General features: G+C 47.8%; 10 protein-coding genes, 1 rRNA gene and 1 pseudogene. 1 reads left to right on the forward strand and 11 read right to left on the reverse strand.

The window, feature by feature from the left end:
* The 3 genes and pseudogenes from L5L94_RS21020 to L5L94_RS21030 form a co-directional block, all read right to left on the reverse strand.
* A 16S ribosomal RNA gene (locus L5L94_RS21020) occupies positions 1-191 on the reverse strand; the annotation flags it as partial.
* Positions 192-943: 752 nt separating this feature from the next.
* Positions 944-3,618 (reverse strand): annotated as a pseudogene (secA, locus tag L5L94_RS21025) (preprotein translocase subunit SecA).
* A 60-nt stretch (positions 3,619-3,678) separates the two neighbouring features.
* The gene (locus tag L5L94_RS21030) at positions 3,679-4,578 is read right to left on the reverse strand and encodes a M23 family metallopeptidase (protein WP_105251201.1); all 900 of its coding nucleotides are present in this window, start codon (positions 4,576-4,578) and stop codon (positions 3,679-3,681) included.
* Between the two features lie 27 nt (positions 4,579-4,605).
* Here L5L94_RS21030 and L5L94_RS21035 point away from each other — a divergent pair, with 27 nt between their 5' ends.
* A complete protein-coding gene (locus L5L94_RS21035; protein WP_106648311.1) occupies positions 4,606-5,052 on the forward strand; it encodes a DUF721 domain-containing protein in 447 nt (148 codons plus the stop codon).
* Between the two features lie 12 nt (positions 5,053-5,064).
* Here L5L94_RS21035 and lpxC read toward each other — a convergent pair whose 3' ends face one another.
* The 8 genes from lpxC to murD all read right to left on the reverse strand — a co-directional run bounded on the left by lpxC (position 5,065) and on the right by murD (position 14,583).
* A complete protein-coding gene (gene lpxC, locus L5L94_RS21040; RefSeq protein ID WP_011845621.1) occupies positions 5,065-5,985 on the reverse strand; it encodes a UDP-3-O-acyl-N-acetylglucosamine deacetylase in 921 nt (306 codons plus the stop codon).
* Positions 5,986-6,167: 182 nt separating this feature from the next.
* A complete protein-coding gene (ftsZ, locus tag L5L94_RS21045; protein ID WP_106648312.1) occupies positions 6,168-7,355 on the reverse strand; it encodes a cell division protein FtsZ in 1,188 nt (395 codons plus the stop codon).
* A gap of 33 nt (positions 7,356-7,388) precedes the next feature.
* Positions 7,389-8,624 carry a cell division protein FtsA gene (gene ftsA / locus L5L94_RS21050; RefSeq protein ID WP_006079897.1) on the reverse strand — a complete coding sequence of 412 codons (1,236 nt, stop codon included), beginning with the start codon at positions 8,622-8,624 and terminating at the stop codon, positions 7,389-7,391.
* Positions 8,605-9,354 carry a cell division protein FtsQ/DivIB gene (locus L5L94_RS21055; RefSeq protein ID WP_168826587.1) on the reverse strand — a complete coding sequence of 250 codons (750 nt, stop codon included), beginning with the start codon at positions 9,352-9,354 and terminating at the stop codon, positions 8,605-8,607. The genes ftsA and L5L94_RS21055 overlap by 20 nt, the downstream gene beginning before the upstream one ends.
* A gap of 151 nt (positions 9,355-9,505) precedes the next feature.
* Entirely contained in the window at positions 9,506-10,972 is a 1,467-nt protein-coding gene (gene murC, locus L5L94_RS21060) for a UDP-N-acetylmuramate--L-alanine ligase (RefSeq protein WP_105251197.1), read from the reverse strand.
* A 2-nt stretch (positions 10,973-10,974) separates the two neighbouring features.
* Complete coding sequence (gene murG / locus L5L94_RS21065) at positions 10,975-12,063, reverse strand: undecaprenyldiphospho-muramoylpentapeptide beta-N-acetylglucosaminyltransferase (protein ID WP_263164981.1); 1,089 nt, start codon at positions 12,061-12,063, stop codon at positions 10,975-10,977.
* Complete coding sequence (ftsW, locus tag L5L94_RS21070; protein WP_113941076.1) at positions 12,063-13,274, reverse strand: cell division protein FtsW; 1,212 nt, start codon at positions 13,272-13,274, stop codon at positions 12,063-12,065. Before ftsW ends, murG begins: the two co-directional genes overlap by 1 nt.
* Positions 13,264-14,583, reverse strand: coding sequence for a UDP-N-acetylmuramoyl-L-alanine--D-glutamate ligase (murD, locus tag L5L94_RS21075; protein ID WP_212601188.1), 1,320 nt, complete (start codon positions 14,581-14,583; stop codon positions 13,264-13,266). The genes ftsW and murD overlap by 11 nt, the downstream gene beginning before the upstream one ends.
* Positions 14,584-14,588 lie beyond the last annotated feature (5 nt).

Consider the following 14,588-nt stretch of genomic DNA (forward strand, 5'->3'; position numbering starts at 1 on the left):
CCGTAGGGCGTATGCGGTATTAGCAGTCGTTTCCAACTGTTATCCCCCTCGACTGGGCAGATCCCTAGGCATTACTCACCCGTCCGCCGCTCGCCACCTCAGGAGTAAACTCCCTTGTGCTGCCGCTCGACTTGCATGTGTTAGGCCTGCCGCCAGCGTTCAATCTGAGCCATGATCAAACTCTTCAATTAAAGTTTTGTTGCTTCCGTCTTACGACTTCAGCGGCTCAATGAATTCTGATTTTTTGTTCCCACTTAAAAGCAGAAACAAACTGTACATATTGCTATGAACACTCATTGTTACATTGATTTAAATTTTTGACTGCCAACCCAAAGGTTAAGCAGTTTCGATTAACTCAACACCTGTGAGTGTCCACACAGATTTGCTTGATAAATTGTTAAAGAGCGTTGACCACACACTGAGTTTTCAGCGGGTCAGGGCTGCGTATTCTACGCATTCCCGTTAGTGCGTCAAGTAGTTTTTTCAACTTTCTCAACACTCATCGTTTAGCTCGCTAACCGATGAACTGCTTGGCTTTCTTTGCTTAACTTGCGTTACGCTGTCTGCCGTGTCAGTGGATGCGCATTATAGGGAGATTGAGAAAGTCCGCAAGGGCTTTTTTGAGAAAAATGGATCTTTTTTTAACACTTTCAGTTAGTCACACAATACCCCCACTTTATCCTCAGACTTATCCACAAAATGGGTTTTAACGGTTAAATTTGCTACAGCGGCGGGTTAACTTTAGTGGCTATAGATAAGAGTGAAATGATGTTCAATGGGGAATAACGACGATTAGCTATATAAAGAAGAGTAAGAATGTAATCCGGATGACACGAGAGTAAGCGCTAGGCTTATTAAAGAGGAAATAAAAAGGCAACTTAAATAAGTTGCCTTTAGTGTACGTTTTATTCTACTTATTCAGTAGGCTTAATCTGTCAGCAGATTAACTTAACTTGCCGTGACATTGTTTGTACTTACGACCAGAGCCACAAGGACAAGGATCGTTGCGACCCACTTTGTCACCATCACGGATCATAGGTGCTTGCGCAGTGACAGCTTCATGCTCATCATCACCGCCAACAAGCGACTCTGCCGCTGCGTGTTGATAGTCGCGCTGGATCTTGGCATCTTCTTCACGACGACGCGCTTCCATTTCTTCCACATCTGACTGAGCTTGCACTTGTACTTTCGACAGCACACTGATGACGTCGTGTTTCAAGGTGTTCAGCAGTTGTTGGAATAACTCAAACGACTCACGCTTATATTCTTGCTTTGGATTCTTCTGCGCGTAACCACGTAAGTGGATACCTTGACGCAGATGGTCCATCGCCGCTAAGTGTTCTTTCCACAGACCATCGAGCGTTTGCAGCATAACGGCTTTCTCGAACTGGCGTAGCACTTGTGCGCCAACCATTTCTTCTTTTGCCTTATACGCATCGCCCCAAGCAGTGATAATACGCTCACGTAGACTCTCTTCATGCAGATCGTCTTCTTTATCTAACCATTCTTGGATAGGTAATTTGAGCATAAATTCTTGGTGTAGACGTTGCTCTAAACCCGGGATATCCCACAACTCTTCTACCGATTGCGGCGGAATATATTGATCGATTACCGCGCCAATTACATCGTCTTGGATGTTTTGGATAGTATCTTCAATACTTTCGGCATCCATCAACTCATTGCGCTGGGCGTAAACCACTTGGCGTTGATCGTTAGCGACGTCATCAAATTCGAGTAATTGCTTACGGATATCGAAGTTACGGGCTTCAACTTTACGTTGAGCGTTTTCAATTGCGCGAGACACCCATGGATGCTCGATCGCTTCGCCTTCTTCCATACCCAGCTTTTTCATCATGCCAGAGACACGATCCGAGGCGAAGATACGCATTAAGCTATCTTCCATCGACAGGTAGAAGCGTGATGAACCCGCGTCACCTTGACGACCCGCACGACCACGTAACTGGTTATCGATACGGCGTGATTCGTGACGTTCTGTGCCTAGGATATGTAAACCACCCGCAGCAACGACTTCATCATGACGAATTTGCCAATCGGCTTTGATCTTAGCTTTTTGCTCTGCTGTTGGATTATCGAGTTCATCGATTTCCATGTTCCAGTTGCCGCCAAGCACGATATCGGTACCACGACCTGCCATGTTCGTCGCAATAGTCACAGAGCCAGTACGGCCAGCTTGCGCGACGATTTCAGCTTCTCGTTCGTGGAATTTAGCATTTAAAACTTCGTGCGGGATCTTTTCCTGCACCATTAAGCGCGCTAACAGTTCAGACTGTTCGATTGATACTGTACCCACCAATACTGGCTGACCACGTTCACGGCAATCTTTAATGTCTTTAATGATCGCTTGATATTTTTCATCGGCGGTCAAATGACTGTGTCTAATCCATAGATATGTTGGAATTCAAACGCTTCAGTATCGGCTGTACCTGTCATACCTGCCAGCTTCTCGTATTGACGGAAGTAGTTCTGGAAAGTGATCGAAGCCAATGTTTGGTTTTCGTTTTGAATGTGTACGCCTTCTTTGGCTTCGACAGCTTGATGTAAGCCTTCTGACCAACGACGACCCGGCATAGTACGACCCGTGTGTTCATCGACTATGATGACTTCGTTGTCTTGTACTATGTAATCCACATCACGCTCAAACAGCGTGTGCGCACGAAGCGCCGCGTTGACGTGGTGTAATAGGGAAATATTTGCAGCAGAATAGAGTGAGTCGCCTTCGGCTAACATGCCGCGCTCGATCAGCAGGTTTTCTACTTTTTCTTGGCCACGCTCGGTGAAATGCACTTGTTTGGCTTTTTCATCAATGCTGTAGTCGCCCTCACCCACAAACTCTTCCGTATCTTCTTTATCTTGACGGGTAAGATTAGGGATCAAGGTGTTGATCTTGATGTATAGCTCAGAGCTATCTTCGGCGGCGCCAGAGATGATCAGCGGCGTACGCGCCTCGTCGATTAAGATTGAATCCACTTCATCGATTAGGGCGTAGTGCAACGGACGTTGGACCCGTTCTTGCGGTGAAAACGCCATGTTATCGCGCAGATAATCGAAACCAAACTCGTTGTTGGTCCCGTAAGTGATATCGGCGTTATAGGCCGATTTCTTCTCATGTTGGCCAATACCAGCGACGTTGATTCCTACGGTTAAACCAAGGAACTCAAACAGTGGGCGGTTATTCTCGGCATCACGACGTGCCAAGTAATCGTTCACTGTAATCACGTGAACGCCTTTGCCTGTCAATGCGTTTAAGTAAGCGGGTAAGGTTGCCGTTAAGGTTTTACCTTCACCCGTACGCATTTCAGCAATACGGTTGCTGTCGAGTACCATACCGCCGAGTAACTGTACGTCGAAATGACGCATATCAAATACACGCTTAGACGCTTCACGCACTGTCGCAAAGGCTTCAGCCATGATGCTATCTAATGAAGCTCCAGCAGCTAAACGCTCACGGAACTCTGCGGTTTTCGCCTTTAATGCTTCATCGGTTAATTTTTCATAATCAGCTTCTAATGCGTTAATGCTAATAACGATCTTTTGAAGCCCTTTAAGGGTGCGGTCGTTGCGACTACCAAATACTTTTGTCAGTAATTTACCAAACATCTGAATCACTTATTCTCTGTAGGCCAAGTCCATGATGGAAACTAGAAGCCAATGTTTCAATTAACTTGCTTTGCGGTAGACAAATTTTTGTGGATCTATCTGCTGTCCGCCGCGCAACACTTCATAATGCACATGAGCCCCAGTTGAGCGCCCAGTGCTTCCCATACTGGCGATAGCATCGCCTTTTGCGACCACATCACCTACAGTCACTGACAAAGCTTTATTATGGCCATAACGCGTATGCAAACCGTTACCATGGTCGATTTCAACCAATTCGCCATAACCGAACATATTTCCAGCAAAAGTCACCACGCCTGCAGCAGTCGCAACAACTTTAGCTCCTTCTCGACCGGTAAAATCAATCCCCTTATGCACAGACCTGCGACCGTTGAAAGGGTCATTACGTAATCCGTAGGGCGACGATAACCAACCTTTATCGAGCGGGATACCTGATATATAACGTTCATCATCTATATGGTGGTTAGATGACACTGTTTCAAGTAGTGAAAGCTGAACATTATTATTGTCAATTCGTGATGCCAACTTATCCATATCGTCGATAAGCTGTCCGAGCTCGATGTTAGTGCCTAGTTCGCTCAAACCACCCACACCAACCTCGGATGAAAAATCAAAATCTTCATCCAACTTATTCTGCTGGGCGACCTGTTGACCTAAAGCTTCGAGACGGGTGATCTTGGCTTGCATACGTGCAACATGAGTCACAAGCATAGCCAGTTGAGACTCAGTAGCACTTTTAAGCTCTAAGACTTGTTTCTTTTGTTGTTCGCGCACGAGACGATCGTTATCGACACTGGCTTGCTGATCTTGAAATCGAGCGGAGTTGTGTTGATAAATACCGGACCCAGTGGCCAACAATAGTATTGGAAGTAGCAACCAGCGTTTACTGGGCTGCCAGCGTGTGACGCCATTCCGACCTTGAATAAATACTGTTACACTCATAGCCTAATTCAGCCATCTTATTATCATATGAAAAAGCCCCCTCAAGATCTCAGCCAATTACTGCATCAATCGGGAAAATTACCCGACCTTGCTGAGAAAGCGGAACTACTTATGTATCTGGATCAGCATGTGAAGCAGATTATTGCAGGTCCTGTTGCGGAGCAACTAAAAGTCGCTAATTTCCGCCAGGGTGTTCTTGTGGTTGAAACCACTTCGGCAGCTTGGGCTGCGCGAATTAATTTCCAAAAGCCGAAGCTATTAACCCAGCTTCAAGCAGAAACGCTCCCAATCCTTACCGCAATTGAAGTTAAAGTCAACCCGAGATTAGCAATGTATGACGCAAAGCCTAAACAGGGACATAAAGAATTAAGCCCAGCAGCAGCAGAGCACATTGCAGCATTAGCGGAAAATATTGGCGGTTCACTGGGTGAAAAACTAAAACGGCTGGCCTCATTGGCCAGCCGTAATAAATAATCTTATCGCTTTTTAAGCAAATACAGCGCCACCTGGTACGGTAAAGCTGACTGGGACATCGGCTTCTTTTTCGAAGCTGACCAACTCCCACGCATCTTGTTGCGCGAGTAAAGCACGCACCAATTGGTTGTTCAACGCATGACCGGTTTTATACGCAGTGAACTCACCTAAAATAGCGTGCCCAGCCACATATAAATCACCAAACGCATCTAGAATTTTGTGCTTAACAAATTCGTCCTCATAACGCAGGCCGTCGGGATTAAGGACGCGATATTCATCAAGTACAACAGCGTTTTCCATGCTGCCGCCCAACGCTAGGTTGTTGGCTCGCAAATATTCGATATCACGCATAAACCCAAAAGTACGTGCGCGGCTGATATCTTTCACGAAAGCAGAAGTTGAAAAGTCCATCACCACATGCTGTTGGCTACGAGCGATTTCTGGATGCGCAAAATCAATTTTAAAATTGACTCTAAAACCTTTAAACGGTTTTAACTCGGCCCATTTATCGCCATCTTCAACGCGCACAGGGCGCTTAATCTTTAAGTACTTCTTAGGCGCGGCCTGCTCTTTAATACCCGCAGACTGCAACAAGAAGACGAATGGGCTTGCACTGCCATCCATAATAGGAATTTCAGGCGCGTCCACTTCGATTACAGCGTTATCTATGCCTAAACCCGCAAGTGCTGCAAATAAATGCTCAATGGTCGAGATACGAATACCTTCGTCATTGACAAGTGCCGTACACATAGTGGTTTCACGAACTTGCTCCGCCTTCGCTGGGATGGCGACGGCAGGACTCAAATCGGTGCGCACGAGTACGATCCCTGAATTAACGGGCGCGGGCATAATGCTCAAAGTGACCTTGTTGCCAGAATGCAATCCGACACCAGTTGTTTTCACCATTTTCTGAACAGTTCGTTGAAATATCATTCAGTTACCCGTTTATATGCCAATTATAAAGCCTAATATTTGTACACTCAGCGTCGGCAAATCGAGCCGCACTGGTCCAACATAATAACATAACTTTATTATGTCACACAAATGCAGCTATGTTGTGGTATTGCCCAAAACGAACAACACCTCACATATTACGCTGGACTCAAACGCTCTCGCTAGTCGGCTTGCTTACGCAAAAATGCTGGAATATCAAGATAATCCAATTCATGCTTTGTCGATGGTGCAGGCGTAGGAGCTGGCTGCGGAGCCGCTGGCAACACGTTGCCTTTTGGCGCTGCATAGTTCACATGTGCAGCTTCTTCGACATAGGCTTCGACTTTTGGTTCAACCACTACAGGCTCTGGACGAGGTGCAGGTTTAGAAACCAATTGGATATCTGGACGCTTTTCAGCACCAATACCAGTCGCAACAACCGTTACACGCAACTCATCACTCATTTCAGGGTCGATGACAGCACCAACAACCACAGTCGCGTTGTCAGAGGCATAAGCCTTAACATGATTACCGACAGTTTCGAATTCTTCGATACTCATATCCATACCCGCAGTGATGTTCACTAACACACCACGCGCACCGGCTAAGTCGATGTCTTCTAATAATGGGCTGGCAACAGCAGCTTCGGCCGCTTCTTCAGCGCGGTCTTCACCGCGAGCGACGCCAGTACCCATCATGGCATTACCCATTTCAGACATCACAGTCTTCACGTCGGCAAAGTCGACGTTAATCAGACCAGGACGAGTGATAAGCTCGGCAATACCTTGTACCGCACCAAGTAACACGTTATTCGCTGCGGCGAACGCATCGAGTAAAGAAGTACCACGGCCCAATACTTTTAATAATTTTTCGTTCGGGATCGTGATTAACGAATCCACGTGCTTAGCCAGCTCAGCAATACCTTGCTCAGCGTAAGCCATACGTTTTTTCCCTTCGAATGGGAAAGGCTTAGTCACAACCGCAACGGTCAGAATACCTTCTTCACGTGCGATTTGAGCCACAACAGGTGCAGCACCTGTACCTGTACCACCGCCCATACCGGCAGCGATAAAGATCATGTCAGAACCTTTGATTGCCGCGCGAATGTTTTCGCGATCTTCTTCAGCTGCAGCACGACCCACATCTGGGTTTGCCCCTGCTCCAAGACCTTTAGTGACATCGCGTCCTAATTGAATTGTTGAGCCAGCGCCTGATTTTCTCAGGGCCTGAGCGTCTGTATTGGTAACGATAAACTCAACACCTTCAATGTTGTGTTTGACCATATGTTCGACAGCGTTACCGCCGCCGCCGCCAACGCCGATGACTTTAATCACCGCGTCGTCTGAGTGAGTATCCATGATCTCAAACATTGTCTGATCTCCGTGTTGCCTGCGTTATGAAAATTAAAATTCGCCCTTAAACCAGCTTTGGACCCGATTCCAAGCGCTAGTTACCCCTTGGCGCTCAGGACGTTCGAACTGACGTTCGATCACCCGTCGTGCGCCGTAATGAAGCAGTCCGACTCCAGTGGAGTAAATAGACTGGTCCACGTATTCATATAAACCTTTGATCGGTAGCGGTGACGCTACGCGAACTGGCATGCCAAAAGTCGCTTCCGCAATATCGACCACACCTTGAATCGACGCTGTGCCACCTGTGAGCACAATACCTGCGGCGATTTGATCTTCTAACCCACTGTCTTTCAACTCTTTAAGCACAAGCTCAAACAGCTCTTGGTATCTTGGTTCAACCACTTCGGCGAGCGTGTGACGTGACATGCTCCGCGATGGACGACCACCTACCGATGGCACTTCAATACTGTCTTCGCGGCTCACCATAGAACTGCGAGCACAGGCGAACTGCACTTTAATTTGTTCAGCATGTGACGATGGCGTGCGGAAAATCTTCGCAATGTCGTTCGTCACTTGGTTACCAGCAACCGGTACAACCGCACAATGACGCAAGGCGCCATTGGTATATACCGCGATATCCGTAGTGCCACCGCCGATATCGACGATACACACACCTAAATCTTTCTCATCGAAGGTCAACACAGCATCGGCTGAAGCAATCCCAGAGAACACTAAGTCGTCGACCTTAAGGCCACAACGCTCAACGCTCTTAGTAATATTCTTCGCCATATCATTGGCGCAGGTCACTATGTGTACCTTGGCCTCCATACGCATACCGGACATACCGATTGGGCTGCGAATACCGTCTTGAACGTCGATTGCATATTCCTGCGGCAGCACGTGTAAAATGCGACGTTCGGTCGGGATCTTCACCGAGCGAGCCGTATGGATCACGTTATCAACATCTTCCTGTGTCACTTCTTCATCATTGATCGATACCATGCCGTTTTCATTTTGGCAGGCGATGTGTTTACCCGAAATACTCAAGTAAACCGATGAAACTTGGCAATCCGCCATTAATTCCGCTTGATCGAGCGCACGTTGCACACTGCGAACTATCGAATCTAAATCGTTCACGCCACCTTTATCCATGCCCCTTGAGGGATGGTTACCAAGGCCGACTATGCTAATTTCGCCATCGGGCAGAACTTCGCCTATGATCACTGCGACCTTAGAGGTTCCTATGTCCAATCCGACGATAAGGTTTCTATCTTGGTTTTTGATCATTAATTATCGGCTCTCTTGTTTGTGCATCGCCCCAGCCTACGGCCAACCCTGTGTCGTAGCGCAAATCTACTCTGGCAACGGATTTCTCTTGTTTCGCCAAAACCGGATAAACAGTAATAAATCGTTGTATCCGTGCAATTTTATCTTCTCGACCCAAATCTAAAACGATACCGTTTCCAAGGGTCGCGTGCCACGCATGTCGTGGCGTTAAATTCAAACTGGCTAAGGTAAAGCCATTAATCTTTAGTAGGGAGTTGATCTGTGCATAGACAGTCAACACCTCAAGGCCCATATCATTTGGTCCAGATAACTGCGGTAAATGTTCAAGCTCTGGGTGCGATGGCGCTTCGAATACTTCTCCATGCACGTTCAACCACAAGTCACCATTCCAATGGGCTGCGGGTTGTTGCTCTTGCAAATACACCCTGAGTTTCGCTGGCCACTCGCGCCTTACCGATGCGCGATACACCCAAGGTAAAGCTTCTAACGCCTGCTGCACTAAGGTAATGTCAGCACTAAAAAAACTGCGCTGCATTAAATGCTGTAGTGCTACTTGTATATCTTTATCTGTGGTGTAAACCCGCTCACCTTTAATGGCAACGGCCTCAATCGGCAAGTTGCTGGCATCATTCAAAAATTTATGTAACTGATAGCCACCAAATACAAAACTGGCTACGATGAAGAATAAAAAGCCAGCCCCGCTCCATTGATACCAATTAAACCGTGACATTCTTGCCCGCCAGTGCCGCCTCTTATCACTCCAAGACACGCTTCATCCCACCTTTAACGACACCCATTAAAAACCACAGAAAACCGGCCATTATATAGACCAAAATCCTTTGGTCAAAATTTCCTTTTTCTCGCAGATCAAGCGCTAAAGATCAGCTTGCTTGCGCAGGTAATTCCACCACAGCAAACCCTAATCCAGACGACGCTAACTGTCGTGACAGGGCGCCAATATTACCCGCACCTTGGGTGAGTAATAAATCCCCGTCCTGCAATACATCGGGCAACACTTCTGCAAGCAGATCTGGGCTTGCGATAAAGATCGGATCTAGCTGACCACGCAAGCGAATTGAGCGGCATAATGCTCGACCATCCGCACCTGTGATCGGCGCTTCACCCGCACTATAAATATCGAGTAACAATAAGCAATCCACTTGCGATAACACTTCCACAAAATCCTCATACAAATCACGGGTACGAGTGTATCTGTGCGGCTGATACGCCATGACCAAACGTCTATCAGGCCATCCTGCGCGCGCAGCTTTAATGGTCGCCGCAACTTCGCTGGGATGATGACCATAATCATCCACTAACATGACTTCGCCCTTCGGCGTGGCAAATTTGCCTAAATGCTGGAAACGACGCCCTATACCTTGGAACTCCACTAGAGCCTGAGTAATAGCGTTATCGTCGATTTCATCTTCAGTCGCCACCGCAATGGCCGCTAACGCATTGAGCACATTATGTTGACCCGGTAAATTCAACACCAGATCGAGATCTTCTTTAGCTTTACGTCTGACAGTAAAACGGCACTGATGACCTTGCTGGCTAAAATTAAGTGCTTGCACGTCCGCATCGTCACTGAAACCATAGGTCACGTGTTTACGGCCAATACGCGGCAGAATCTCACGCACGACGGCATCATCAATGCACACCACAGCGACACCGTAGAACGGCAAGTTGTGCAGAAAATCCACAAAAGTCGATTTCAGTTTTTCAAAATCACCGCCATAAGTATCCATATGATCAGCTTCGATGTTAGTCACCACACTGACCATAGGCTGCAAATGCAAAAAGCTCGCATCACTCTCATCGGCTTCGGCAATCAAATAACGGCTGGTACCTAATCTGGCATTGGTACCGGCACTGTTAAGCAAGCCACCAATCACAAAGGTTGGGTCCCGCCCAGCTTGACCATAAACGCTGGCGATAAGACTCGTTGTCGTGGTTTTACCATGAGTGCCCGCAATCGCCACACCATGTCGATAACGCATCAACTCGGCTAACATCTCAGCACGACGCACAATAGGAATACGTAATTCTTTAGCGGCAAGGATTTCTGGATTTTCCAGATTAATCGCGGTTGATATAACGACCACATCCACTTGCTGCACGTTTTCAGCGGCATGACCAATTTGGATCTTGGCTCCGAGTAAACACAATCTGTCGGTCACGGCATTTTGCGCAATATCCGAACCACTCACCTGATAGCCTTCGTTCACTAACACTTCGGCGATCCCGCCCATGCCCGCGCCGCCAATGCCGACGAAGTGAATACGCTTAATACGGCGCATTTCTGGGATCATGCTTCTCAGTTGTGCGTATCTTTCTGTCTTAGTCATGCTTATCCTTTCTCAGCAAGGCTGATGCACACTGCGGCAACTTGTTCAGTCGCATCCAGTACCGCAACGTCTCTCGCTCTTTGGCCCATACGGGCTAATTCTGTTCTGTCATTGGCGAGCAACTGTAATTTGTTCGCCAGTTTATTCACATCCAAGATGGCCTGTGGCAATAGGAAAGCTGCGCCAGCCTCAACCAATACTTGAGCGTTACGGGTTTGATGATCATCCACTGCATGGGGATAAGGTACCAGAATACTCGGTAGCCCCACCGCCGCTAACTCAGACACAGTCAAGGCGCCAGCTCGGCACAATACCACATCAGCCCAGCGATAGGCGGCTTCCATATCGTCGATAAACTCAGCGATATTCACGCCACCATCTTGTCCTTGTTGCTGATATGCCGCCTTCACGCCCGTAAGATTATCTTTACCCACTTGATGCCAAATCGTCACTGACTGCTGCTGACTCAGTATCGCGACAGCTTCTGGCATAAGATCGTTAAATACTTTGGCGCCAAGGCTGCCACCGACCACGAGCACTTTTAAAGCTTTATCAGCCTCATGCTTAGGTTCTGCGCCTAAGGCAATCAGTTCTTGGCGAATCGGATTACCAACGACCTTGGCCTTCACTGTGGTAAAGGTATTTTTAAAGGCGCATAACACTTGCGTCGCAATCCGCGACAATAACTTGTTTGTCATCCCTGGGATGGCATTTTGCTCATGCAGCACCAGTGGAATACCGGCTAATCTTGCCGCCACACCACCTGGGCCACTGGCGAATCCGCCCATGCCAAGGACCACATCGGGTTTAAACTCAACAATCACGGCCTTAGCCTGCAATATTGAACGCACCACTTTAAAGGGCGCCGCAAGCTTTCGGATCAAACCATTACCGCGCACACCTTTGATATCGATGAAATCAATATCAAATCCATACTGGGGCACTAAACGCGCCTCCATACGATCGGCCGTGCCTAACCAACGCACTTGCCAACCCTGTTGAGCTAAATACTTAGCCACCGCCAGTGCCGGGAACACATGTCCTCCCGTACCACCCGCCATGACTAAAATACGTTTTCCTGTTGGAGTCATCACTTCAATCTCCCTTGCACGGCCTGAACTAATGTCATGCGCCGCTCGTAATCAATGCGCAACAACATCATAGCTGCCGCAGTCATGACCCATAAACTACTACCACCGTAACTGATAAAAGGTAATGTCAGCCCTTTGGTTGGCAACATGCCGATACTCGCGCCGACATTCACCACAGTCTGGAAACAAATCCAAATACCGATGGCATAACCTAAATAACCTTCAAATGGCTTATCCATGGCTAAACACAAATTACCTAAACGAATCGATCTCAGCGCCACAAATAGCAGTACAGATAACACAGCAATAATGCCGATAAAGCCCAATTCTTCCCCGATCACGGCAAAGATAAAGTCAGTGTGCGCTTCGGGTAAATATTCTAGTTTTTGAATACTATTTCCGAGCCCTTGGCCGAACCAATCACCTCGACCATAGGCCATCAAAGATTGAGTCAACTGGTAACCGCTACCGAAGGGATCTTGCCAAGGATCCATAAAGGAGGTCACTCGGCGGATACGATACGGTTCCAATAGTACTAGGGCCACGAACGCCAATACGCCCGCAAAAATCAAGGCAAAGAAATCGAGTAAACGCGCACCGGCTAAGAACAATAAACCAACCGTTCCCACAAATAGCACCACCACAGTACCTAAGTCGGGCTGCATCAAAATCAGCACAGCGTAAATCGCAAATACTGCAATCGGCTTATAGAAGCCTTTAGCATTCTCGCGCACTTCCTGATGACGCCTCACTAAGTAACCCGCCATATAGATGGCGAAGGCAAATTTAGCGACTTCCGCCACCTGGATGCGAATAGGGCCTATGGATAACCAACGCGTTGCACCGTTTACCGTAGTGCCAACCACCAATACAGCCAACAACATCAAACCCACAATCAACAACAACATGGGGCTCCAGCGCTGCCAAGTCTGCATCTCTACTCTTAGCACAAATGCCGCAATGAATAAGCAACCCACTAAATAACCCACATGGCGAGTCATAAAATAAAATGGGTTCCCCGTGAGCGTTTGCGCTTCAGGCATAGAGGCTGACATCACCATTACAAAGCCGAAGCTAATCAAAGACAACACAGCCGCGAGCAAAGCACGGTCGTACAATTGCACGCCCGGAACTTCGGTATCACGTTGCCAATTGGGTATTGCTAAACGCAAACGCCCAAATAGGCTAAGTTGTCTTGCATCACTCGCCATTAAGTTGTCCCACGAGGTTTCTAAAATCATCACCTCGAGCCATGAAGTTACTGTACATATCTAAACTGGCGCAGGCTGGCGATAATAAAACGATATCACCAGAGGTTGCCAATTCAGCGGCTTTCGCTACCGCAGCAGCCATAGTGTCGACTCTTATCGAGCCGTCTTTCAATGCAGCAATCTTTTTACCATCGCGGCCTAAGGTGATGAGGTGCGTCACTTTAGCTAAAGCCACAGCTAAAGGCTTAAAATCAGCCCCTTTACCGTCACCGCCAGCAATCAAAATAATATCGCCTAAGTGGTCACTCAAGCCATCGAGCGCGGCGACTGTGGCACCGACATTTGTCGCTTTAGAGTCATTGACATAGGTCACGCCATTCTTAATACCAACCACTTCACAGCGATGGGATAAGCCAGTAAAAGTACGCGCCACTTTTGCCATAACGTGCTTATCGACACCGACGACATCCACAAGCGCCATCGCCGCAAGTAGGTTGGCATGGTTATGACTGCCAATCAGCGAGACTTCAGTGATCGGCATTATTTCGCTGCTGCCGTGATAAATCTTGCTGTCGCTGATGCCCCATTCGTCCGCTTCTGGCGCAGCTAAACCAAAACTATTTTGGTTCATTGGTTCTGGCGGTACGGTCAGTTTATCGTCACGATTAAAGAGTACGGCACGGGTTTGTTTGTATAAACGTAATTTAGCCTCGCGGTAGGCATCAATGTCACTGTATCTGTCCATGTGGTCTTCGCTGATATTCAAACAGGTCGCCACCACACACTTAAGGCTGTGGGTGGTTTCCAATTGAAAGCTCGACAACTCAAGCACAAATAAGTCCGCATTTTCATGCAGTAAATCCAGCGCAGGCACACCGATATTACCTCCGACGGCAACGGCAATACCCGCTTCCCTTGCCATCTCCCCCACCAGCGTAGTGACAGTCGATTTACCGTTAGAGCCAGTAATGCCAATCACACAAGGTTTACGGTCAGCAATTTCACGGGCAAATAGCTCCACATCGCCAATCACCTCAATGCCCATATCCACAGCGGCACGCACCTCTGGGGTATAAGTAGCAATGCCGGGACTGATAATGATCTGCGTCGCTTGCACAAGATAACGGCAATCGAATCCGCCAGAAATCAGCTTCACATCAGGAAAAGACGTTGCTAACGTTTCAGCACCCGGAGGCTGCCGACGACTGTCCATCACCAATGGCGTAATGCCCTTTCCACACAAATAGCGCACCACGGACAAGCCCGTGGCCCCCAAACCTAACACTATGTGTGAATACTGATTTTGCATAACCA

The organism is Shewanella sp. SM21 (assembly GCF_025654335.1).
GTDB classification, from domain to species: Bacteria; Pseudomonadota; Gammaproteobacteria; order Enterobacterales; family Shewanellaceae; genus Shewanella; species Shewanella oncorhynchi.

Excerpts from the sequence above, each read along its gene's own strand:
- L5L94_RS21030 (WP_105251201.1), bottom strand. The coding sequence starts at position 4,578 with ATGAGTGTAACAGTATTTATTCAAGGTCGGAATGGCGTCACACGCTGG.
- L5L94_RS21035 (WP_106648311.1), top strand. The coding sequence starts at position 4,606 with ATGAAAAAGCCCCCTCAAGATCTCAGCCAATTACTGCATCAATCGGGA.
- lpxC (WP_011845621.1), bottom strand. The coding sequence starts at position 5,985 with ATGATATTTCAACGAACTGTTCAGAAAATGGTGAAAACAACTGGTGTC.
- ftsZ (WP_106648312.1), bottom strand. The coding sequence starts at position 7,355 with ATGTTTGAGATCATGGATACTCACTCAGACGACGCGGTGATTAAAGTC.
- ftsA (WP_006079897.1), bottom strand. The coding sequence starts at position 8,624 with ATGATCAAAAACCAAGATAGAAACCTTATCGTCGGATTGGACATAGGA.
- L5L94_RS21055 (WP_168826587.1), bottom strand. The coding sequence starts at position 9,354 with ATGTCACGGTTTAATTGGTATCAATGGAGCGGGGCTGGCTTTTTATTC.
- murC (WP_105251197.1), bottom strand. The coding sequence starts at position 10,972 with ATGACTAAGACAGAAAGATACGCACAACTGAGAAGCATGATCCCAGAA.
- murG (WP_263164981.1), bottom strand. The coding sequence starts at position 12,063 with ATGACTCCAACAGGAAAACGTATTTTAGTCATGGCGGGTGGTACGGGA.
- ftsW (WP_113941076.1), bottom strand. The coding sequence starts at position 13,274 with ATGGCGAGTGATGCAAGACAACTTAGCCTATTTGGGCGTTTGCGTTTA.
- murD (WP_212601188.1), bottom strand. The coding sequence starts at position 14,583 with ATGCAAAATCAGTATTCACACATAGTGTTAGGTTTGGGGGCCACGGGC.